The organism is Roseicella sp. DB1501, assembly GCF_013112485.1.
In the GTDB taxonomy this organism is placed as follows: domain Bacteria; phylum Pseudomonadota; class Alphaproteobacteria; order Acetobacterales; family Acetobacteraceae; genus Paracraurococcus.
In genome coordinates, this window is sequence record NZ_JABFHG010000024.1 from 1 (window position 1) to 21,689 (window position 21,689).

At 63.7% G+C, this 21,689-nt stretch carries 18 protein-coding genes; 13 read left to right on the top strand and 5 right to left on the bottom strand.

Annotation, left to right across the window (positions count from 1 at the left end):
* Positions 1-98: 98 nt before the first annotated feature.
* From tcmP to HJG45_RS27105, 3 genes are all read right to left on the bottom strand, one after another.
* A complete protein-coding gene (gene tcmP, locus HJG45_RS27095; RefSeq protein ID WP_171617010.1) occupies positions 99-785 on the bottom strand; it encodes a three-Cys-motif partner protein TcmP in 687 nt (228 codons plus the stop codon).
* Complete coding sequence (locus HJG45_RS27100; RefSeq protein WP_111472898.1) at positions 782-1,531, bottom strand: DUF5131 family protein; 750 nt, start codon at positions 1,529-1,531, stop codon at positions 782-784. The genes tcmP and HJG45_RS27100 overlap by 4 nt, the downstream gene beginning before the upstream one ends.
* Positions 1,532-1,613: 82 nt before the next feature.
* Positions 1,614-2,663, bottom strand: coding sequence for a DNA-binding protein (locus tag HJG45_RS27105; protein ID WP_111472899.1), 1,050 nt, complete (start codon positions 2,661-2,663; stop codon positions 1,614-1,616).
* 353 nt (positions 2,664-3,016) lie between these two features.
* Between HJG45_RS27105 and HJG45_RS27110 the strand changes: the two genes are divergently transcribed.
* From HJG45_RS27110 to HJG45_RS27125, 4 genes are all read left to right on the top strand, one after another.
* Entirely contained in the window at positions 3,017-3,739 is a 723-nt protein-coding gene (locus HJG45_RS27110; protein ID WP_111472900.1) for a ParA family protein, read from the top strand.
* Positions 3,740-3,808: 69 nt separating this feature from the next.
* Positions 3,809-4,141 carry a hypothetical protein gene (locus HJG45_RS27115; protein WP_128080183.1) on the top strand — a complete coding sequence of 111 codons (333 nt, stop codon included), beginning with the start codon at positions 3,809-3,811 and terminating at the stop codon, positions 4,139-4,141.
* A 155-nt stretch (positions 4,142-4,296) separates the two neighbouring features.
* The gene (locus HJG45_RS27120) at positions 4,297-5,007 is read left to right on the top strand and encodes a hypothetical protein (protein ID WP_171617012.1); all 711 of its coding nucleotides are present in this window, start codon (positions 4,297-4,299) and stop codon (positions 5,005-5,007) included.
* Positions 5,008-5,078: 71 nt separating this feature from the next.
* Positions 5,079-5,459, top strand: coding sequence for a hypothetical protein (locus tag HJG45_RS27125; RefSeq protein ID WP_111472922.1), 381 nt, complete (start codon positions 5,079-5,081; stop codon positions 5,457-5,459).
* A gap of 83 nt (positions 5,460-5,542) precedes the next feature.
* Here the strand turns inward: HJG45_RS27125 and HJG45_RS27130 are convergent, their stop codons facing one another.
* Positions 5,543-5,854: a hypothetical protein gene (locus HJG45_RS27130; protein WP_128080184.1), complete on the bottom strand. Its 312-nt coding sequence runs from the start codon at positions 5,852-5,854 to the stop codon at positions 5,543-5,545.
* 562 nt (positions 5,855-6,416) lie between these two features.
* Here HJG45_RS27130 and HJG45_RS27135 point away from each other — a divergent pair.
* From HJG45_RS27135 to HJG45_RS27155, 5 genes are all read left to right on the top strand, one after another.
* Complete coding sequence (locus HJG45_RS27135) at positions 6,417-7,127, top strand: hypothetical protein (protein ID WP_128080185.1); 711 nt, start codon at positions 6,417-6,419, stop codon at positions 7,125-7,127.
* A 68-nt stretch (positions 7,128-7,195) separates the two neighbouring features.
* Positions 7,196-7,732: an RES family NAD+ phosphorylase gene (locus tag HJG45_RS27140; RefSeq protein ID WP_243634810.1), complete on the top strand. Its 537-nt coding sequence runs from the start codon at positions 7,196-7,198 to the stop codon at positions 7,730-7,732.
* A gap of 213 nt (positions 7,733-7,945) precedes the next feature.
* The gene (locus HJG45_RS27145) at positions 7,946-8,215 is read left to right on the top strand and encodes a hypothetical protein (RefSeq protein WP_111472915.1); all 270 of its coding nucleotides are present in this window, start codon (positions 7,946-7,948) and stop codon (positions 8,213-8,215) included.
* Positions 8,212-8,472: a hypothetical protein gene (locus HJG45_RS27150; RefSeq protein WP_111472916.1), complete on the top strand. Its 261-nt coding sequence runs from the start codon at positions 8,212-8,214 to the stop codon at positions 8,470-8,472. The genes HJG45_RS27145 and HJG45_RS27150 overlap by 4 nt, the downstream gene beginning before the upstream one ends.
* Positions 8,469-9,485, top strand: coding sequence for a site-specific integrase (locus tag HJG45_RS27155; RefSeq protein ID WP_243634809.1), 1,017 nt, complete (start codon positions 8,469-8,471; stop codon positions 9,483-9,485). Before HJG45_RS27150 ends, HJG45_RS27155 begins: the two co-directional genes overlap by 4 nt.
* 427 nt (positions 9,486-9,912) lie before the next feature.
* Here the strand turns inward: HJG45_RS27155 and HJG45_RS27160 are convergent, their stop codons facing one another.
* Entirely contained in the window at positions 9,913-10,581 is a 669-nt protein-coding gene (locus HJG45_RS27160) for a hypothetical protein (RefSeq protein ID WP_207803089.1), read from the bottom strand.
* 424 nt (positions 10,582-11,005) lie between these two features.
* On the opposite strand from HJG45_RS27160, the gene HJG45_RS27165 reads away from it, so the two are divergent.
* From HJG45_RS27165 to HJG45_RS27180, 4 genes are read left to right on the top strand one after another with little or no spacing between them, the layout of a single operon-like run.
* Positions 11,006-14,512 carry a helicase-related protein gene (locus HJG45_RS27165; RefSeq protein ID WP_171617014.1) on the top strand — a complete coding sequence of 1,169 codons (3,507 nt, stop codon included), beginning with the start codon at positions 11,006-11,008 and terminating at the stop codon, positions 14,510-14,512.
* Complete coding sequence (locus tag HJG45_RS27170; RefSeq protein ID WP_171617016.1) at positions 14,509-15,186, top strand: hypothetical protein; 678 nt, start codon at positions 14,509-14,511, stop codon at positions 15,184-15,186. The genes HJG45_RS27165 and HJG45_RS27170 overlap by 4 nt, the downstream gene beginning before the upstream one ends.
* The gene (locus tag HJG45_RS27175; protein WP_368040687.1) at positions 15,183-18,116 is read left to right on the top strand and encodes a DUF1156 domain-containing protein; all 2,934 of its coding nucleotides are present in this window, start codon (positions 15,183-15,185) and stop codon (positions 18,114-18,116) included. The genes HJG45_RS27170 and HJG45_RS27175 overlap by 4 nt, the downstream gene beginning before the upstream one ends.
* A 20-nt stretch (positions 18,117-18,136) precedes the next feature.
* Complete coding sequence (locus HJG45_RS27180; protein ID WP_171617018.1) at positions 18,137-21,478, top strand: DUF499 domain-containing protein; 3,342 nt, start codon at positions 18,137-18,139, stop codon at positions 21,476-21,478.
* The last annotated feature ends 211 nt before the right edge of the window (positions 21,479-21,689 follow it).

The following is a 21,689-nucleotide window of genomic DNA, read 5'->3' on the forward strand; positions in this document are numbered from 1 at the left end:
CGTGCCCTTCCGACCGTCATAAGAACCCGCTCCGAGCGGTTCCGCCACGTCAGCTTCGTCCGTCATGCCCGCTATCTCGGCAGGCAAGCCCGGGCATCTCAAGGCCACTGATGGCTGACGCTTACGCTGTACCAACCTGGTGAGCCGAAGAAGCGGTCATGCGTCTCGCGCCAACCTGATGAGAGCACGGCGTTGCGCGGCAAGGCCCTCTGGATCGCCATGCCGAGGGCGAAGTTGATCATCACCTCGACCTGCTTCGTGGCGGCTAGGCGTTCGATCGTGCTCCAAGAGATCTGCATCCCGAACGGGTCGAGGAAGATCATGGCGCGGTGGCCGGAGCGACCCAGGTCGCTCTTCAATAGCTCGTCCAGTTCGTCGCCGGCCTTGCCCTGGCGCACCTCGATCCGGTGGCGGCCGCCATACTCTTCGCGCATCCGCTCGAGTTCGGCTGCCCGCGCGGGGTCGCGCTCAATGAAGATGTAGCGGCTGAAGGGATTGGGGATGTCGAGCGCCACGCGCGGTGAGCCGCGTATGTACTCCTCAGCCTCGGCATCGATCGGCGGTGGCTCGAGCTCGGCGAGGAGGTCGACGCCCCCTGCCCCGCTGTGACGCCGCACCCGCGCTCGTCCCGCTCCGGCGAACGCGTCGACGAATGTGGTGCCCTTGAGCCAGGTCCTGCCCTGGTTTTTCAGGGCAGTGGTGTAGAAGTCGAGGTACGCGCCCAGCGCTGCCAGCTTTTCTCGTGCCCACGGGCCGACCGTGGGACTTTGGTCGGGATCGTTCATTCAGCGGCGGCGAGCATCAGGGGTCGATCCTGTGGGAATTCGTCCCAGAGACGGCCATCCAGGGTGCGGCCATTCTGAGTGGGGCGGAAGCCACCCCATTGCTTGAAGAAGAAGGGTACGCCGGCTGCCAAGCACTGGTCGCGGATCTCGCGCACCCAGTCCGGTGACATGGGCCGTGCACGCGGCCCGCTCTCCCCGCCGACGATGACCCAGTGGATGCCTGCCAGGTCGAGTTGACCAATGGGTCCGATGAGGGGCTCGATTGACAGGAAGCGCACCGCGGCTGGGGCTTGCTGCAGATGCTCGATCCGTGACAGGCGGGCTTGGTCCTCAACGGAAACACCCAGCCAGATGTGTGGCGGCGCTGAGTGCTTCGCGTAGCGCCGTTTGAGGAAGTCACGCATCAGGCTGCTGCGTTTGGTCAGCAGCTGGAACTGGTGCCAGTGGGCCTGCTCCATCGTATCGAAGACCTTAGCGATGAAGGAAATCGGCACCTTCTTGTGGAACAGGTCGGACATGGAGTTGACGAAGATGCGCCGGGGCCGCTTCCAGGCGAGCGGCTGCTGCAGCCGCTCCGGGCGCAGCGTCAGGTCGAAGCCGGTCTCAAAGGGGTGGCCGGGCGTGCCACGAAAGCGCTCGGAGAACCGGGCTGCGTAGCAGTTGTCACAGCCGGGGCTGATCTTGGTGCAGCCCGTTACAGGGTTCCAAGTCGCGTCGGTCCACTCGATGTCAGACGAATCGGCCATACCCTAAACCAGAACATTCTAGGAAGACTCTCACGGCCCTTCCCTGTTTCGCAACCCACAAGCTCACCGGGTCGGCTACCCATTATCCCGTCGGGACGCTCATGGCGCCTCGCCGTTCGGCCTCCAGTGCCGCGGCCCGATCCTCTGCGACCTGTCGCCCACGGCTGACCTCGGTCAACTCGGCCCTCAGGGCCGCATTCCGTTGTTCGGTTGCTGCGGCCTCTCGCTGAGTAGCCTGCAGCACCGTCTCGGCTTGGCGGCGCTCTGTGCGCTCGGCAGCCAGTTCCGTCAGCATGCGCTCCTGCTGAGCATAGAGAGTTCGTTCGCTCGCCTGCGCGGCGGCCGCTTCCTGACGTGCAGCAGTAAGGTCGGCCTGGTGGGCGTCGCGGGCTTCCTCGATTTGCTGCCGGGCCGCGGCCAGCTCCGCTGTCACGCGGCCGACGTCAGTCTGTCGGACGGCCTCCGCTCTCTCCAAAGCTGCGCGGAGGTGGCCGACCTCATCGCGCATGGCTGCCGCCTGTGCCTCGGCTCGTGTCTGGGCCTCTCGTGCGAGTTGGGAAGCCCTGGTGAGGCTGTCCCGCTCTGCCTGGAGAGCGGCGATCTGTGTTTCCGCCTCCTGTGCGCGGTCGAGGGCTTGCCTCTCTCGCTCTGTCAGGCCGGCTATCTGAACGCGGGCTTCGCCGATCTCTGTTTCCAAGCTGGCGATCGCGTCCCCTCGCCGGTCCAGTTCGGTCTCTGTCGCGTCCACACTCGCCTCAGCGAGGTCGAGTTGCTCTTTGATGCGCTGTTCGGATGCCTGCAGATCGTCTGTGATGCGCCGGAACGTGGCATCCGCGTCCTCCCTCGCATGGCGATGGATCGTGCGGACAATGGTGTCCAGCTCGATTGTGAGTGCGGTCTGCGCCGCGGCTACGAGCTCGAGCAGTGGGGCTGGCAGGCTGATAGTATCGACTGGCTCGGCTGCCGGTGGAGCCGCATCTCCCTTTGCTGTCCAGACGGCCAGTAGGCGGCGCGGGTTGCCGCGGTCACCAAGCTCGCGGCGTATCGACCAGCCGTTGATCTCCTTGCCGCGGGCGCGGACCCGACGCGCCGCCTCCAAAACCTCAGATTCTGTTACGAGCGGGGGACGCATCCGAGCTGGCTCCGTTAGTTAGTATGTTTGGTTAAACAAACTAACCTCAAACAAACTAACTAATGGCTACCTTGTGGCGTACTCCTCCGCTTGATCTGGGGCCGGACTGTGCCGAGGCCGATGACGGGGTGTCGGCTTCCCTTTGATCGTCCCCCCCTCCCCTACTGCGCTGTTCGGAGACAGCAGATGCTATCTAACGATAGCGCAGCTATATTGATATCTGAAGATAGCGTCCGCTATTAGGGATTGCATGTGCTAGCGAGGGTAGCATAGAGAGGCAGGGGGTCAGGTTAGCCGGGCTAGCAGGGCGACTGTACCGCTAGGGGCGCTAGCAGACGCTATTGGGGGATAGCATGGGCAACATCGTGACGATTGCGACCAGCAAAGGAGGCGGCGGGAAAACCGCACTGACGACCCTCCTCGCTGCCAATCTGGCACCGCGTCTGCGGGTCAGCGTCACCGACGCCGATCGCAATGCGTCGTTCGCTACCTGGTTCAGGCTCGGCTACGAGGGCCACCCCCTCACCTGCCAGACCGAAATCCGGCACGTCGAGGTGGTTGACGTGCTGCAGGCCCAGGCTGAGACGCATGACCTCGCGCTGTGTGATACCGCGGGATTTGAGAACCAGACCGCCGCAATGGCTATCGCCACATCGGACGCGGTCCTGATCCCTCTAATGGCAGACCGTGGAACAGCTAGGGAGGCGATCAAAACCGCCAAGCAGGTACTGGCCTGCGGCAAGTCCGCTCGCCGCGCCATTCCGTACCACCTCGTGCCGATGGCGTGGAATCCGCGAGGCCTGGCAGAGCGTGCCACGCTTGAGGATCTGGCTGAGGCCGAGGCCGGGCTTGGCATCAAGCTCCCTGTCCTCAAGCAGCACATCTCCAGCTCAGCCGAGATCCGGAAAATGTCCTACACGGGCCGGGTCCCAGTCGCGGGCACGATCGGCCTGGAAGTCGACCGGCTGATCGCTGAGCTGACTAGCATTGGTGTGCTGCCAGCAAAGTCTACTTTCCCGGCTGGCACACCTGTCCAACCGGACCTTCTGGACGCCAAGCAGGATGCGGCTGGATAGCACACGTTATCCCTCATAGCCCGGCAAGTACGTAATAGCGGCGCTAGCGCCGATAACGGGAGTAGCGTTATGGCTGCAGGATTGAAGCGCAAACCGACTGGTCTGGAATTGGCTGAGGCGCTGGTCCAGGTCACTGGCGATTTGCCTGCGACTACCGCGGTCCGCGCTGAACCGGAGCGAGGAACCGAACGCCGCCAAGTGGCAGTGCCTCCGGCACCCAAGGTCGAACTGGTGCAGATTAATTTCCGCGCCAGCAAGGACCTCGCTAAGCTCATTGCTAGGCTCTCGGCCGAGCGTGGCAGCACCCGGCGCCTGGTCGCCCAGCTACTGCAGCTCGACGGCCACGAGGTGCCCGCGGCCGACCTTAACCCGCCCGACACTCGCAGGCGTTACGACGACTAGCGGGGCTAGCGCGTGGTAGCAGGGGAAGTAGGGCTAGCCATAGATAGCAACAGCTAGCGGGCTATAAGGGTCGATGGGCCGAGCATCATGAAGAAGAGGGGAGGGCGCCTGATCGGCGCCCTTCCTTTTGGGTAAGCGAGCAAGGAGCCGGAGTGATGGGGCAGGCGAAGCGGCGCCGTGAAGAGGGTGTGCGGGTGGTCTATCACCACACCAGCACCCTCCGAACGAACCTGTTGTGGATGTCCGGTGTGATCCAGGTCGAGGGACAGTCAGAGGGAGTCATCCATCCCGATCTGGGGGAGATTCTGACCGACGCCACTCTGCGGCGCCCCATGCGCGATTTCCCGCCGCTCGTGTGGTTCACGCGGCAAATCGTGGTGCCTCGTTGTCTGCAGCAATCGACGATGATGCTGCGGGACAAGGGTACAGGTGAGGTTCGCGCCATAGAGGCGCCGCATGGCGCGGCTAACGCAATCGCCCTAAATCGGGTGGCTCTGGGATTTCCGGTCTCGAGTATTCCAGTCGTCCCCTGGCAGCAGCACCTCGGCTACTCCACGGCCGAGGGGCGGGATCTAAACGAAAGCGCCCGCGCGGCCGGTGATGATCCGAACGATTGGTGGGTGGCGGAAGCGCCGGTTGATCTGCTGCAGATGTCGGAGATCTGGATTTCGCCCAGCATAGCGAACCCAAAGCTCAAGCGCTCAGACCCTTATCTGCTCGACGTGCGGCGGATGGTTACGCTGTGTCGGACGGTCCCTGGCTCGTTCATTCCCCCCAGCTGGATGACCGAGGCGCAGGCGGCGCGTCTGGGAGCAAGGGCGGGCAGCCCTGTTGTCCAGTTCCGTGGCGGCTTGGTGCGCGACTAGGAGGGAGGGCCCTAGGCGGAGGATCGTCAACCATTCCTGACGCATGATGGGAGCCTGGAGCCGATAGAAACATGCCGCATTCCCAGCATACCCTGCGTCGCAGCGCCGCCAGCATTGGCGTGGTTCTCTGCGTCCTCTGCGCTTTCCCGGCCATAGCCAAGCAAGGCAGCTTCGGGGATCCCGGTCTGGACGCGACGATGGACGCACTGGTGCAGCGCCTCGATCGGCGCCTAGTGAGCAGCGGCAGCCTGCCGCCCGACCAGCGGCCGGAGACGATCTATCTTTCCTCGTTCAACGCGGAAGTGCGTCAGCAGGCCCCAGGGGGAGGGGAGCGCATCTGCCGGACTGCAGTCGTGAGTGCGGCGCGCAGGGGCGAGACCATAGCCCAACTGCAGGGCCTGGCCTGCCAGTCGCCCCAGGGCTGGGTGCTGCAAGATGGGGATTGGCGCTAGCCCTCATAGCCATAGCTAGCGGAGCTATCCGGTTCTCGGGGCCGCTGAGGGTGTACTCCTCAGCGGCCCATGTCATTGGTCTATTAGGCGAGGGCGGGGTGGTACCGCAGGGCGGCATTGGCGATCTCTATCACCGCTGCTCGTGCCCGTTCCTCCCGTTCTGGCGTTTCGCCCCAGGCACTGGTGCGGGCGTTTAGGCCGTCCAGGCAGTCGGCCAGTTGCCGCTTGCGGATGAGGTCGTTCAGGAACAACCCGGCTTCGGTCCAGGCCGCCCGGATCTCCTCCACGAGCCGCAGGCCGGTCCGCCGGAACTGCTCGATGTCGTCATCATGAACCTGCATCGTCTTATCCTTTGAAATGCGCAGCAGATCGCCGCTGTTGAATGATTGCGTCACGACCAACGCCCAAAACGGGCGAAGCAAAAATGGTGCTTCCAGGGTGCTGGGCGGAGGGGTAGCGGGCCGCCAAACAGGTCTCCTGACCAGCAAGAAAAAGCATGCATATACAGCACTGTAGCCGCCGATTTGAACCGAAAACCGACCTTTGGTTTCGCGCGGCGGGGGCTTCGAATATGGCATGTCCGGCTAACACGTCATAATAAGCCACTATGGCGTATTAGATAGCTCGTCGCAGGGCAGGAGAGGGACGCCAACCCGCCCTGTCAGGTAGCCCAAATCACGTCAGCGGATCCGATGAGGCGCCCCTGCGCGGCCAAGACGCGCCCTGGGTCACGTGAACAGGTCCTCAGCGCGCACCCTTGAGCATCCGCCACCGGCCAGTTGCGCCCTGACCGCAGGTCCACGTGGCAGCCGGTTCGACAGCGGTTGTTCTGGGCGATCAAGGTCCGCAGGATCCTGAACCAAGGAACGGCACAGAAGAGAGGAGTTTACGTGGTTGTCGGAGTTGTCGTAGTTGACTAAGGAGAGCAGGGGCGCCACGTTGGTGCGTGAGGACCCGATGACCAACACGAAGCACACAGAGCCCAAGACCCCCACCCGGCGTCCGCCGACGTCGGCTAAGTTAGGCTCCTATGTCATCAAGCGTGGGCGTTTGGCGGAGTTCGCCAAGGTCCTCGAGGATCCCGCGCTCCGGGGCGATGTGCAGGTCCTCGTAAAGCCTACTACCCCACGTGGTCGCCAGCAGCTCGCTGGCGCTGGTGTCCGTGAGTTGGTCATCCACCCTGGCGCTGGAGAGATCGTAAAGCGCGGTGCTGAGAAGCGCGTGTTCTATGGTGGAGGCAGGACCGAGATCGCGGAAAAGGCGTACGAGCCCGGTCCGAAGGCGCGCGCCCTCCTCCGTGGCCTCGAGATCGCCGAGGCCGACCTGAAGGCTGCCGGTGGCGCTTTCGAGCTCGCCGATGTCGAGCGCCTGTTGGGCATCAGCCGCCAAGCGATCGCGAAGCGCGTCGACGAAGGTTCGTTACTGGCCGTTCCCGGCCCTGGCGGCCGACGCCGTTACCCAGCCGTCCAGTTTACTCACGGCGGAACGCTCCCGGGTTTCCGGGAGGCTCTCAACATGCTGCCCAGCCGAAACCCTTGGGTGCGCCTGAACTGGCTGGTAAACCGCGATCCGCGCATGGGCGAACGCACGCCGGCACAGCTGCTTGAAGCAGGCGAGGTAGCAGCAGTCCTCGCTGCGGCGCGGTCTCAAGGCGAACAGGGCGGTTGAGCGGTCATCCTCCGCCGCCTGCCGACCTCGATCGTCGCCAGCCTCGTCTTCGGACGTTGCCGGCTGGTGTGCGCCTCCACCGCTTTCACACGAAAGAGAAAGGCGGGCAGCGGCTCGACCCTATCTACTTCGACCAGAGTCTGGCCGGTCGTCTCAATGCCCCGGACGGCAGCTACGGTGTACTCTATGTGGCCCTTTCTGCATCCGGAGCCTTCGCTGAAACCTTCTTGCGTACTCCTGGCCGGACGCTTCTCGATCCCGATCTGATAGCGGCGAAGGCTTACGCCGAGCTGACGTTGACGCGCGATCTCGTCGTGATGGAGTTGCATGGTCCCGGTGCAGCCGCGATCGGTGCGACGGCCGAACTCGCCCATGGCTCGCCGCCTTATGAACTCCCGCAGTCATGGTCTAAGGCCCTACACGGCCACCCCTGCGCCGCCGATGGACTCGCATACCGGGCCCGGCACAACGACGACGAGGTATGCTTAGCGGTGTTCGAGCGGGCTACCTCCGCCGTCGCGGTTGTCCAGCGCGTGGAGAACCTTGATGTAGACTGGTTCTATGTGCTGGCCGAGGAGCACGGGATTGGTCTGCCGCCCCAATAGTAGTCCTAGTTTATTGGCAGAACAGAGTTGTTGAACGGCAACCGTTCTCTCTACTAGGTACCCAGACCCTGCTGATGAAAGCCACTAAAGGCATACTGAGCGAGGCGGCTTGTGAGTGAAGGTGATCTGGTTCTGTATCTGCAGCCGGAAGACGGCGTCCCTCTGCCAAACGGTGACCTATGGACCGCTGATCGAGAGCTGAGGGCCAGCGGCGTGAAGGCGGACCCCCGGGTCTTCATCCAGGACGGCATGGAGCAGGCGATAACCCACCTAGGGGAGTGGACCATCAAGGCGGGTCCCTTCGTCGCTCCGGCCGTGGCGGCGGTCGCCGGTGCCTGGCTGCAGGCCCGCGTCGGCCGGAAGGTCCGCTTGAAGTACGGCACCGTGGAGGTCGAGGCGCGCACGCCCGCCGAGGCCCAGAAACTGCTGGCGCTCATCCCACCGGAGCCGGTCTCCCCAACGCAGGAAGGCGGTGAGAAGTGACCGTCGAGGACCAAGCGAGACATCGGGCCAACGGTGCCACCTGGCCGGCGGAGTTCCCGCCGCTCAACATTGCCCTCCGCAGTGCTGAGGGGGCCGAGCTCGTCGCCGGCGTCAGCTACGAGACCCCCGACCGGCGGCCTGTGGCGTATGTGCGGAAGGGCTCGGTCGAGATTCGGATCGGCGCCGCCGAGCTACGCCGCCTGGCGCAGCTGGCGACCGATCATGAGCGCCGGGCGCAGGGGAGGGGAGGGGCGTGAGCACCCCTCCGAAGCCAACGCCGGTTCCGGCGATCTCCGGTGAGCCGGCCGAGGTGACGACGGCTGCCCTGTCGCCCGCGGCCCGCGACGCCATGGAGGAGGCGGTCAGGTTCGCCCGCGATGCCCTCTCCGACAACACGCGCCTCGCCTACGCCTCCGACTGGCAGAATTTCGCCGCATGGTGCAGCGCGGCCGGGCTTGCCTCCTTGCCGGCACCGCCGGAGACCGTCGCCGCCTATCTGGCCGTCCAGGCGCGCACCTATGCCGTCGCCACGCTGCGCCGACGGCTGGTGTCGATCAGCAAGGCCCACCGCATTGCCGGGCACACTGCATTCTGGGCGGGCCACCCGGTCATCAGCGAGACCCTGCGCGGCGTGACACGCACGCGCGGCCGACCGCAGCGCCGCGCCGCCGCCCTCACCACCCCGGAAATCCGGCGCCTCGTCGCCGGCTGTGGACCCGACCTTGCCGGCCTGCGCGACCGGGCGCTCATCCTTCTGGGCTATGCCGCCGCCCTCCGCCGCAGCGAGCTGGTCGCCGTCGATGTGGAGCACCTCAGGTTCGACGCGCAGGGCCTGCGGCTGCATATCCCGCATAGCAAAGGCGACCAGGCGGGGGAGGGGGAGGATCTCGGCATCCCGCGCGGCCAGCGCCGCGACACCTGCCCGGTCCGCGCCATCGAGGCGTGGCTGCAGGCCTCAGACACGCGGTTCGGGCCGGTGTTCCGCAAGATCAACCGATGGGGCGGGGTGGAGCCGGGACGGCTGCACCCGGACGGTGTGCGACAGATCCTCAGCCGGCGGGCCGAGCAGGCCGGGATCGCGGGCACTGCGCTTGAGCCGGTCAGCCCGCACGGGTTAAGGGCGGGCTTCGTGACGCAGGCCTACAAGGCCGGCCTGCGAGACGAAGAAATCATGCAGCACAGCCGGCACCGCGACCTCCGGACGATGCGCCGGTATGTGCGACGGGCAAAGCTGCTCGAGGACAGCCCGGCGAAGCGCTTGGATCTGTAGATGGCTTTACGGCTTGGTGGCATGCCGTATAGGCATTCGGTCAACCTCCACGGGGTCACTGCACGACCCGTGAAAAACCGCACGCTACTGGATAAAACCTGACACTTGGGACCGATCGGACAACCGGCGCTTTCAACCCTTCTCAGACCTTCCTGTGCAGTCCCTCCAAGGCCTGGATTCGAAGGCGAAGCGGTCATATGCCCTAGGACGTCCTGATCGGCGGCTTCGCGCCCATCCTCGCCGTTCGGCCCGCGAATTGCTAATCCCAGTACCGGCCGCCTATTCGCGTGCTTTGCCGCGCCACTGGGCACCGGCAATTGGGAAAAAACCGTCCTCGGGGAAAAATTCACCGAATGTCAGTTTATAACCAAGAGCAGTTGTTATAGAAAAAGCCAGTTTACGCTGATAATCCACTTAGCCAAGATATTCAGAATACAGTGACACGGGCTCCTCGCTTGCCGCATTTCGAGCACTTAAACCGATCCTTTAGGACTTTCAAACTAATTCCTGATGCATCGTACCGCCTAAGGTCATTTATATTGAAGATAGCGGGTTTGCGGCAGAAGTATATAGATCCGCAGCGTACTAGCATTTCCGAGTCGTCCTCTATCCATTCGGTCAGAGTTTCGGGCGATCTCGAAAGGCGTTCTATATCCGACCGCCACTGCTGGGCTTCGTCACTGTTCCAGTCAATCTGAATAGTCGATGATCTAGCAACGAAACGGGTTTTGCCGCAGTTTATAGAGGGCTCGTAGTCTTTGCCGTGATCCTTAATAAGGTCGGCTTCGTAGAGGAAATTGCCATCCTTCTCGAGTGTGTAATCAAAAATGATTTCTAATAAATTTGAAGTATCCTTCCCGTCGCTTTCTCTTCTGATGTAGAGGCCCTGTATCCCGCTGCCGTTTAAGTCCCGGCTGAAATCGAAGCGGAGACCTCGGCGAAGGGAGAAGAAATATTCATGATCATGCATGGCCAGTGCCAATCTGGCTATATCGTCGCACGTGACCTCCTGCAGGGTAGGCCCATCAACCGGTAACTTGATGGTTTCTCCCTGGCTTACGCTACGGATGATCGGTTTGCCGGTGTGCACATTCATGATGTTTCCTGCGTTTGGTATCCAGTCGAGCCCGTTTAGGGTTCGTCCGAATATACGTCGTTTAGCGCGGCTCCGACTACCTGCCGTCCATCGAGCGAAAGGCGGCTTTTGTCGGGACCACGCCATGCCGGGCGAGCGCGGGCGGGCTGCTGCCATGTCCGCTTATGAGGGTGAAGCAGACCTCCGTGCGGCAGCTGTCTACAGCCGCTTCACGCCTGATTCGGTCAGCCACGGGCATGAGGCTTCCTCCGTAGCGTTCAGGAGGTAACAGGCCCTAATGTGCTTGCCCTTCTCTCGAGCAATTTTCATGAAGAACTAAATTAGTATCAGCGGGCGCGGCTTGCCTCAGTAAGGGCGTACGGTCGCTCGAGTGACCGAAAGCGACTTCTCGCACACCACCTAGCGGGGCGATAATCGACCTAAGATGGCGATATTCGAAGACATCAAGGCGGGCGCCCGGCTGCGGGGCCTCGATACGGCTGGCGTAGCCGAAGTCGTGCAAGTCACCAGGTTTGGCTTGGACGCGGTTAACCTCGTCTTTCGGGTGAACGGCCGTGTTGGCGAGCGGCTGGTCTACCGTGGTGAGGAGGCGGGCTTCGAGTTCCTCGAGGCGGGCCGGAGCTATGCCTTCGACGCCGACGGCGCTCTTCTCCGCCTCGCCTCGGAGGCCTACAGGCTTCGCTTGGCGCATCTCTTCGATCCCTACCTCGCAGTCAGCGCCTCTCAGATTGAGGCACTCCCTCACCAGATCACCGCTGTCTACGGTGAGATGCTGCCCCGCCAGCCTCTCCGCTTCCTGCTGGCCGATGACCCTGGCGCCGGCAAAACGGTCATGGCCGGTCTACTCATCAAGGAGCTCTTGATCCGCGGCGACCTTGAGCGCTGCCTCATCGTCGCCCCAGGTAGCTTGGTCGAGCAGTGGCAGGAGGAGATGTCCGAGAAGTTTGGCTTGGCCTTCGACCTCCTTTCCCGCGACCAGATCGAGAATTCCATCACCGGCAACCCCTTCGCCGAGCGGAATCGGTTGATCATGCGCCTCGACATGGCCGCGCGCTCAGATGAGTTGAAGGCAAAGCTCCAGGCCGCGCCGGAGTGGGACTTGGTCATCTGCGACGAAGCCCACCGCATGGCAGCCTCATACTTTGGCGGTGAGGTAAAGGAGACTCAGCGGCACAAGCTCGGGAAACTCCTCGGTGGCCGGGCCCGCAACTTCCTCCTGATGTCGGCCACCCCCCACAACGGCAAGGAGGCAGACTTCCAGCTCTTCATGGGACTGCTGGATGCCGACCGGTTCGAGGGGCGTTTCCGTGAGGGCGTCCACAAGGCCGACGTCTCCGACATGATGCGCCGCTTGACCAAGGAGGAGCTGTACCGCTTCGACGGGAAGCGGCTCTTCCCTGAGCGTTGGGCGTACACGGCTAAGTACGCCCTCTCGCCCGCTGAGGAGATCCTCTACAAGGCTGTAACCACCTACGTGCGCGAGGAGATGAACCGCGCTGACCGGTCGGGCGACGGCAACAAGCGCAGCAGCGTCGGCTTCGCGCTCCAGATCCTGCAACGGCGCCTCGCTTCCTCGCCCGCCGCTATTCACCGTTCCCTGGAACGGCGCCGGAAGCGGCTGGAGGAACGGCTGCGGGAGGAGAGGCTCCTCCGCAAGGCTGGCTCGGCGTCCCTCACGCGCGGCCCAGCCCTGCCTAGCCTCGACGCCGATGACCTTGACGACGCACCCGGGGAGGAGGCAGAGGCGATCGAGCAGCAGATCGCTGATCAAGCTACCGCCGCCGCGACCCTGGCGGAGTTGGAAGCTGAGATCCTCATCCTCAAAGACATCGAAGCACAGGCGCTGCGCCTGAAGCTCTCCGGCCAGGACGCGAAGTGGCGAGAGCTTGAGGCGATCCTCGACGACCCGATCATGATCGACCCGGCCACCGGGCTACGCCGCAAGATCCTGATTTTCACCGAGCCAAAGGACACGCTCGAATACCTGCAGCAGAAGATCACCGCCCGGACCGGTGATCCGGCTGCCGTGGTGGTCATTCACGGCGGCATCGCGCGAGAGGCCCGGCGTGCCGCCATCGCCGCCTTCAATTCCGACCCAGTCGTCCGGGTGATGATCGCCAACGACGCCGCCGGCGAGGGCGTGAACCTTCAGCGCGGCGCCCACCTGATGGTCAACTACGACCTGCCCTGGAACCCGAACCGGCTGGAGCAGCGCTTCGGCCGCATCCACCGCATCGGTCAGACCGAGGTCTGCCACCTCTGGAACCTGTGTGCGACCAACACCCGCGAGGGTGAGGTCTACCAGCGTCTTTTGGAGAAGCTGGAACAGGCTCGGGCGGCCCTGGGCGGTAGGGTCTACGACGTGCTGGGTGAGTTGTTCGAAGGCCAGGCCCTGCGCGACCTTCTGGTGGACGCCATCCGATACGGTGACGCGCCGGAGACCAAGAGCCGCCTCTTCCAGAAGGTGGACAATGCGGTCGACGTGGACGCGATCGAGCGTCTGGTCGCCGAGCGCAAGCTCACCTCGGAAGGCATGGACCCCAACGCTGTCGCCGCCATCCGCGAGGAGATGGAGCGCGCCCAGGCCCGCCGCCTGCAACCCCACTTCATCGGTGCCTTCTTCCGAGAGGCCTTCCAGATGCTTGGCGGCCGTATCGCCGAGCGGGAGAAGGGCCGCTTCGAGATCCTGCGCGTCCCGCCGGTCCTGAAGCATCGGGACCGGCTGATCGGCCGTGGCGACCCCGTGCTGGATCGCTATGCGCGGGTAACTTTCGACAAGGCTCTCATCCCCGGTAAGCCACAGGCGGAACTGCTGGCCCCAGGACACCCATTGCTCGATGCGAGCATCGATGTAGTCCTTGAGCGCTTCCAGCCCCTGCTGCAGCAGGGCGGCGTGCTGGTGGACGACGCCGATGAGGGTCTCGCCCCGCGCCTGCTGGTCTATTTGGAACACGCCATCCGCGACGGTCGCGCCGCGAGGTCTGGCGAGCCTCGGGTCGTTTCCCAGCGGCTGCAGTTTATCCAGCTGTGGGAGGATAGCCGAGCGGCCGATGGTGGCCCCGCACCCTACCTCGACTGTCGACCGATCACCGCGGAGGAGCGGGGGCTGGTCGCCGACGCTATCAACGCTCCCTGGCTGTCGGGCCATGTTGAGGAGCAAGCACTCGGCCATGCCATTGCCAAGCTGGTCCCTGAGCATCTGACCGAGGTGAAGCGCCGAAGGCTGGCAGAGATCGACAAAGTCGAGAGGGAGGTGCGGGCGCGCCTGACCCGCGAAATCAACTACTGGGACGCCCGCGCGGCCCGCCTGCGGGAGGAGGAGCGCGCCGGCAAAGAGCAGCGCATCAACGCCTCGAATGCCGAGGCGACTGCGCAGCGGTTGGTCGAGCGTCTGCACAAGCGGCAGGAGGAATTGGCGCAGGAGCGGCAGATCACCGCTCTGCCTCCGGTGCTGAAAGGTGCAGCGCTGGTCATCCCGAAGGGGCTCCTTCTGGCGCGGACCAAACCCGGCCCGTCCAGCGTACCTGCCGGCTTCTCGGATGATCCTGCCTCCCGCGCCGCGGTCGAGAAGCTGGCCATGGAGGCTGTCATCGCTGCGGAGCGGAAGCTGGGCAATGAGCCGCGAGACGTCTCCGCCGAGAAGAAAGGCTGGGATGTCGAAAGCCGTGATCCGCGCGCCGGTCATCTACGCTTTATCGAGGTGAAGGGTCGACATGTGGATGGCGCGGTGATCATGCTCACCAAGAACGAGCTGCTCGCTTCCTTGAACAGCCCCGAAGCCTTCATCCTGGCCATCGTCCAAGTAGAGGCCGGCTTCGCGCGGGAGCCAATCTATGTCCGGCGCTTCTTCCAGCGGGAGCTGGGCTTCGCTGAGACGGCCGTGGCCTTCGACGTCAGGGATCTAATATCCCTGGGAAGCGCCCCGCTGTGATCGTCGGATACGTTTTTGAAGGCGACAGCGACAAGGCCACCAAATGGGAGCAGCACGATGTCTATGGGCGGGCATTGCAGATTATCGCTGCTGGCTGCCGCGAGCATGTTCGCCTTGCCGTAGCCCTACTCCAGACCGAGTGGCCGGCGCGCTGGGTAGCGGATGGCGCCTTCGACCATCGCACCTTGCAGGACGCTCACGATACGCTAGCTGCCGTATGGCGGCATGATGTCTGCCCGGCACAGCCCGAACTACCATTCCGTGTGGCTCGTCCGGATGCAGCCGACCGGATGAGCCGTTGGCTATCCTGGCTTTCGGCGGAGATGGAGTCCTGGCGTCATAGCCCGCGCGGCATCGTGCTGGTGATGACCATCTTGTCCAACCAGAACACCCTGGTGGGCTACCAAGCGGAAGATGAACTCGCGGAATGGCTGCGCGAGCGCTTCCACACTGTACCTTGGCGCCGTCCGCGCATTCCTCTTCCTCCTACTGCGGCCAGGATGGGGGTACCTGTCAGTGCCTCAGGCGGCACCGACGAGGCGGACCCAGACGACTTTCCTCGCGGGTTGGATGGCTGCGACTGCGTGAGGGTTGGGCGCCCACCTTGCCATTGCCTCCCCTGTATCACGCTCTGCGAGCAGGCCGAGCGTGAAGGGTGGGGGCCGCTCGAGTGAGCGATTTCAAGACAGATGGACACATGACAATTCGAAAAAAGCTCATCGAGGTTTCCATCCCGCTGGAGGCCATCAACCAGTCCAGCGCGCGGGAGAAGTCCATCCGCCACGGCCATCCCTCTACCCTGCATCTCTGGTGGGCGCGCCGACCCCTCGCGGCCTGCCGGGCAGTGCTGTTCGCGCAACTGGTGGACGATCCTTCGGCTTGGCCAGACCGCTTCCAAACACCGGAGGCAGTGGAGGCGGAACGTGACCGACTGCACCGGCTGATCGGCGGCACCAAGGCGGCTGGCTACAAGGATGGCCTCGTCGCGTGGGAGAACGCGAACAACGAGGAGATGCTGACCAAGGCGCGCTGGGAGATCGCCCGCAGCGTTGCTTGGGGGCGTGGCGAGGAGCCGCCTCCGAAGGAGGACGGCGGCGCCATCCTCCGTTATCTGCAGGAGAAGGCACCGCCGGTTTATGACCCTTTCTCGGGCGGCGGCTCCATCCCGCTGGAGGCGCAGCGGCTCGGCCTGCGGGCCTATGGTAGTGACTTGAACCCTGTGGCGGTGTTGATCGGTAAGGCTTCGGTGGAGATCCCACCAAGATTCGCCGGGCGGCCGCCAGTGAACCCAGCTGCGCGGGGGCAACTCGGCCTTGGTGCCTGGCGCGGGGCACAGGGGCTGGCCGATGATGTGCGCTACTACGGTCAATGGATGCGGGAGGAGGCGGCGCGGCGTATCGGACATCTCTACCCGGAGGCAGTGCTGCCGGACGGCAGCAAGGCGACTGTCATCGCATGGCTCTGGGCACGCACAGTGCGCAGCCCGGACCCGGCAGCGAGAGGGGCGATGGTGCCGCTTGTCTCCTCCTTCCTGCTCTCGACCAAAGGTAGCGAGAAGACATGGGTTGAGCCAGTGATCGACCCGGCTGCTCCTGACGGGTACCGCTTCGAGGTACGAAACGGGCAACTCTCGAAGGTAGACGAGGAGCGGCTAAAAAAAGGTACGATCGGGCGAAGTGAGGGAGGCACTTGCATCCTCTCCGGCACAGCTATGCCTTTCAGTTACATTCGCAGCGAAGGCCAAAACAATGGGCTCGGTAACCGCCTCATGGCCGTGGTCGCGGAAGGTAACCGGTCTCGTGTTTATCTAAGCCCCTCAGATAAGCAGACAGCCGCAGCAATTAGTGCAGTTCCAGTCTGGGAACCAGAAGGCGAGTTGCCCAACAATCCCCGCGACTTCAAGACTCCTAACTACGGGATGAAAACCTTCGCCTCGCTCTTCACTCCGCGTCAGCTTGTAGCGCTGACCACCTTCTCTGATCTGGTGGTAGAGGCGCGAGAAAGGGCGGTGGCCGATGCATGCGTCGCCGGTCTGCCAGATGACCCAACTCCGCTGCACAGCGGCGGCACCGGCGCCGTCGCCTATGCCGATGCGGTAGCAACGTATCTCTCGATGATAGTAAGCCGACTTGCAGATCGGTGCTCGAGCCTATGCTCATGGGATATCCGAGACGGCCAGGGCCGCAAGCCCGGCATCCGGAATGTGTTTTCTCGCCAAGCGATTGCTATGACCTGGGACTATGCTGAAGCGTATCCCTTGTCTGAGATCGCAGCAAGCCTAGACAGTAGTATTGGTCGTATTTTCGATGTGCTCCAGCGGCTTCCATCGGCTGGCCAAGGACAAATGCTGATCACTGACGCAGCGAAAAATTCTTTTGCTGTCCGCCCAATCGTCATATCTACTGATCCGCCCTATTACGACAACATTGGCTACGCGGATCTCTCGGATTTCTTTTATGTTTGGCTCCGACACTCGCTTGGCAGCGTTTGGCCGGATCTGTTTCGGCGTCTCGTTACGCCAAAGGCAGAGGAACTCGTCGCCACGCCCTACCGGCATGGTGGCCGAGCGGAAGCGGAAGCCTTCTTCATGCAGGGCATGGGCCAAGCTCTGCACGCCATGAGGAATGCGGCGACGGAAGGCGAACCGCTGGCTATCTACTATGCCTTTAAGCAAGCCGAAGCCGCCGAGGACGGCATCACTTCCGCCGGGTGGGCCTCCTTCCTCCAGGCGGTGGTGGATGCCGGTTTGGCAGTGGACGGCACTTGGCCGCTGCGTACGGAATTGGCCAACCGGATGATCGGCCGAGACGCCAACGCCTTAGCTTCCTCTATCGTCCTGGTTTGCCGCAAGCGCGCTGCTGCGGCGCTGGTCGTTACCCGCGCCGAGTTCATCCGTGCCCTCAAGCGCGAACTACCCGACGCCATCGGTGACATCCGTAAGGCCGGTGTTGGCCCAGTGGACATGCAGCAATCCGTTATCGGCCCTGGCATGGGCGTCTTCACTCGCTTTGCCAAAGTGCTAGAGGACGACGACAACGCCATGACTGTGAGGACCGCGCTCGCCCTCATCAACCGCGTCTGGGACGAGTTGGAGAACGAGCTCTCCGAGAGCTTCGACGCGCCAACCCAAGTCGCCCTGGCTTGGTTCGCCACCTACGGCTTCGACGCCCGGCCCTCGGGCGAGCTGATCACCCTGGCCAATGCCAAGAACGTCCCGCTCGGCACCCTCTTTGCCTCCGGCGTGTTCCAAGACCTCCGCGGTAAGGCAAACCTCATCCCTCGGGCCGAGTTGCCAGTAGATTGGTCGCCAGCCACCGATAAGGCGCCGACAGTCTGGGAATGCCTCCAGCATACCATCCGTATCCTAAACGCTGCGGACGGCGGCGCCGAGGCGGCGGCGGCGCTGGTGGTGCAGATGGGGCCGCGGGCCGAGGAGGCGCGGGCGCTGGCCTACCGCCTCTTTGATGTAGCCACCCAGAAGGGCTGGGCGGCCGAGGCGCTGGTCTACAACGCCCTAGCGGAGGAATGGCCGCGGCTACGCGACATGGCGCCCGAGATCGCCACCCACGGGCCGGCTGCTGCCGTGCAGGCATCGCTGTTCTGACCGGCTGAAGGGGAAAACGCATGTCGGCCGAAAAGGAAACCCTGCGCCGGGTGCAGGACGGGCTATTCCATATGCGTCAGGGGCTGAAGCCCTTCGTCGAGGCGCGGATGAAGAAGGTCCATGGCGCCAACTGGCTGCACTACGCCAGCCGAGCCACAGGCGGCGCTCCAAATGACGCACTGGACGTCTACGGCTTGCTCAAGACCATGATCGACAACTGGCGGGAGGTGTTCGAAGACGCGTTCGGCCGAAATGAGAAGCACAAGGCCCGCAACTTCGCATCCATGGCCCTAGAGGCGCGCAACGCCGCCTCCCATCTTGCCATCCCACTCGCTGACGATGAGGCGCTGCGTTACGTCGATGCGATGCACCAGCTGCTCAAGCTGGTGAAGGCCCCGGATGGGGAAGTGGCGGAGCTGAAGCGCCTGTACGACGAGCAGCGCCGCTCCGGCATGACGACCGCGCCTTCAACGCCCGTCACCCCGACGCCGGCTGCCCGCCTTGACCTGTCAGGGGAAAACACGTCGACCAAGGCGTTGAAACCCTGGATCGAGGTGGTGCTGCCCCATCCGGACGTCATCGCCAACCGCTTCAAAGAAGCGGAGTTCGCCGCCGACCTCTTCGCAGTCGATGCCGGCCACGCCACCGATGGCTATGCAACACCTACCGACTTCTTCGGCATTACGTTCCTGACCGAGGGTCTGAAGCGCGTCCTGACCTCGGCCTTGCAGCGGCTCTCCGGCAGCGGTGGCGACCCGGTGATTGGGCTGCAGACCGCCTTTGGCGGCGGCAAGACGCACACCATGCTCGCTATCTATCATTTGGCGCGACACCTGCGGGAAGGCGGCGACCCACGTGGCCTGACCGGCATGGCGCCCCTGGTGGAACGGTTGAGCGTTGCCTCCTGGCCGAAGCCGCAGGTAGCCGTTTTCGTTGGCTCCTCGAAGGGTGCAGATGTCTCACTGAACCTGAAGAGCGGACCTTCAGTCCGCACCCTTTGGGGCTACATCGCATGGAGGTTGGCTGGCGAAGCTGGCTTGAAGCTGGTCGCGGAGGCTGAGGCGGCACGCACCAACCCGGGCTCCGAACTGCTAGTGGAGCTGTTCCGGCTGGCTGGACCGAGTGTGATCCTGCTCGACGAGCTGACCATGTTCGCCCGCCAGCTCGACGACGACCGCTTCGAGGCACTGCTCTCCTTTGTTCAGTCGCTGACCGAGGCAGCAAAGATGGCGCCCGGCGTGCTGATCATCGGCTCGCTGCCGGAGAGCCGGGCCGAGGCCGGTGGCCCTCGGGGTGAGGCCGCGCTGCTGCGGCTGGAGAAGGTTTTCGGCCGCGTGCAATCTGCCTGGTTGCCGGCTTCGGGCAACGAAACCTATGAAATCGTCCGCCGCCGCCTGTTCCAGCCGCTCGACGCAGACGGAGAGCGGGCGCGTGAGGAGACCATCAAGGCCTTCTACGATCTCTACAAAAAGAACACGGCCGAGTTCCCGCCTGAGACCAAGGAGCCACGCTACTTGGAGCTCCTCCGCCTCTCCTACCCGATCCATCCGGAGCTGTTCGAGCGGCTGTCGAAGGATTGGTCTAGCCTGCAGAAATTCCAGCGGACGCGCGACGTCATCCGCTTCATGGCAAACGTCGTTGGCGTGCTCTGGCACACGCAGAGCCGCGACCCGCTGATTACTCCCGCTCGGGTGCCAGTGGCACATGAAAAGGTGCGGACGGGCGTGCTCTATCCGCTCGATCCCGCCTTCGGGGCGGTGGTGGACAAGGAGGTGGACGGCGATGGCGCACTCCCAGCGCGGATGGAGTCGAACCCCTCCCGTCGGATCTCCCAGCTACGGGCAGCGACGCGGGCCGCGCGTGCTGTGTTCCTGTGCTCGGCCCCTAGCGTGGGTCAGCCGAATGCCGGGCTGACGAGCCAGGGGTTGCGGCTCGCCTGTGCAGAGCCGGGCGACCAACTCGCCATTTTCGGGGAGGCGCTGCGCGAGCTGGCTGAGCGCGCGACCTACCTCTATGAGGAGGCAGGCCGCTACTGGTTCTCAACCCAACCGACACTCAATCGGCTGGCTGACGACCGAGCCAAGGCCCTGTTGGACCAGCCGCATGAGGTGGACGCCGAGATCGTCCGCATGCTGGTCGAGGATTCCGGCACGAAGGGCAACTTCCATCGGGTCTTTGTCGCGCCGAACGATCCAGTATCGATCGACGAGGCGCAGGCACTCTCGCTGGTGATCCTTGCACCGGCAACTCCGCATGCGGGGAAAGGTGGGACGAAGTCGGCCGCATCGGACGCAGTCGCTGAGGCCCTGCTGCGGTGCCGCGCGGCGCAGCGGCGGTTCCGTAATACACTGGTCTTTGTTGCTTCAGACGAAGCGAACTTGTCCACTGCCAGGGAGGTAGTGGCACGGGCGCTGGCCTGGGATTCGATCGTGAAGGATGGTCGTCTGCAGCAGCAGATGACGCAGGCCCAAGCCGCCGACGCGAAGGACAAGGCGAAGACCCACGGAGATGGCGCACGCAAGGCCGTGCGAGTGGCCTGGGGCCATGTCTTCTACCCAGTGAAAAGTGAAGCCGCGGGCAAGCCCTTCGACATCGAGCACAGCCTCGTCTCAATCTCGTCGCGGGACCGCGCTGCTATCCCGGCGGTAGTGTACGACAAGGCCAAGGCAGAGGGGATCGCACTGGAGAAGCTCGGCTCGGAGCGCCTGTGGCACGCGCTGCAGCCACTCTGGCCGGAGGACCGACCGCACTTACCGCTATCCGAGGTCGCAGACTGGTTCGCCGCCTACCCCTACATGCCGAGGCTGCGGGACCGTGTGGTCTTGGAGACGGCGCTCCGGGACGCCGTGGCCAAGCTGGATCCTCAGTTCGGCTACGCGGACGGATTCGACGAGGCGACGGGTCAATACCAGAACCTGGTCTGGGCCAAGAACCCGCCGGAGTTGCCGCCGGCAGGCGCCGTGCTTGTGCGAGCGGCGGAGGCTCAAGCTCAGACAACCATCGTCGAACCGAAGAGGCCGACAGATCCTCCGCCTATCGGTCCTGCGATTCCGGGAGGAGGCGGAAAGCCAAACGGCGGTGGCGCCGAGCCGACCGGCTGGCCCTCAGGCAGTACGCCACAAAAGCCACGCCGCTTCTACGGCTCTGTCGAGATAGACATGGTACGGCCGGTGAAATCGTTCGATGCCATCCTCAATGCCGTCGTCATGGAGCTGCAGCGGACCCAGGGAGCCAAGGTGAAAATCACACTCGAGATTGAGAGTGATGCGCCTGAGGGGTTCGCCGAAAGCGAAGTTAGTATCGTGCGGGACAATGCCAAGCAGCTGAAATTTAGACCTGAGGCAACGGGCTTTGAGGAATAGAAGCTCGTAGGGTCGCAACCGCTTTATGATCAGCTGGGGACAGCCAACAGGCTGCCCCAGCAAAGCAGGTAGGAAAATAAAGCCTAGAGCCGATCTTTCCGCTCGACCTCTCGCTCGATAGCAGCTGCCAGCGACCGAAGCTGTGACACGAATTCAGTCACATTTTCTATACTCCTGAAATCGCACCTGAAATCAATCTTAGGGGGAGCCA

Bases quoted from the DNA above. Each gene is read 5' to 3' on its own strand.
- tcmP (WP_171617010.1), bottom strand. From the start codon at position 785: ATGAACGATCCCGACCAAAGTCCCACGGTCGGCCCGTGGGCACGAGAA.
- HJG45_RS27100 (WP_111472898.1), bottom strand. From the start codon at position 1,531: ATGGCCGATTCGTCTGACATCGAGTGGACCGACGCGACTTGGAACCCT.
- HJG45_RS27105 (WP_111472899.1), bottom strand. From the start codon at position 2,663: ATGCGTCCCCCGCTCGTAACAGAATCTGAGGTTTTGGAGGCGGCGCGT.
- HJG45_RS27110 (WP_111472900.1), top strand. From the start codon at position 3,017: ATGGGCAACATCGTGACGATTGCGACCAGCAAAGGAGGCGGCGGGAAA.
- HJG45_RS27115 (WP_128080183.1), top strand. From the start codon at position 3,809: ATGGCTGCAGGATTGAAGCGCAAACCGACTGGTCTGGAATTGGCTGAG.
- HJG45_RS27120 (WP_171617012.1), top strand. From the start codon at position 4,297: ATGGGGCAGGCGAAGCGGCGCCGTGAAGAGGGTGTGCGGGTGGTCTAT.
- HJG45_RS27125 (WP_111472922.1), top strand. From the start codon at position 5,079: ATGCCGCATTCCCAGCATACCCTGCGTCGCAGCGCCGCCAGCATTGGC.
- HJG45_RS27135 (WP_128080185.1), top strand. From the start codon at position 6,417: ATGACCAACACGAAGCACACAGAGCCCAAGACCCCCACCCGGCGTCCG.
- HJG45_RS27160 (WP_207803089.1), bottom strand. From the start codon at position 10,581: ATGAATGTGCACACCGGCAAACCGATCATCCGTAGCGTAAGCCAGGGA.
- HJG45_RS27165 (WP_171617014.1), top strand. From the start codon at position 11,006: ATGGCGATATTCGAAGACATCAAGGCGGGCGCCCGGCTGCGGGGCCTC.
- HJG45_RS27180 (WP_171617018.1), top strand. From the start codon at position 18,137: ATGTCGGCCGAAAAGGAAACCCTGCGCCGGGTGCAGGACGGGCTATTC.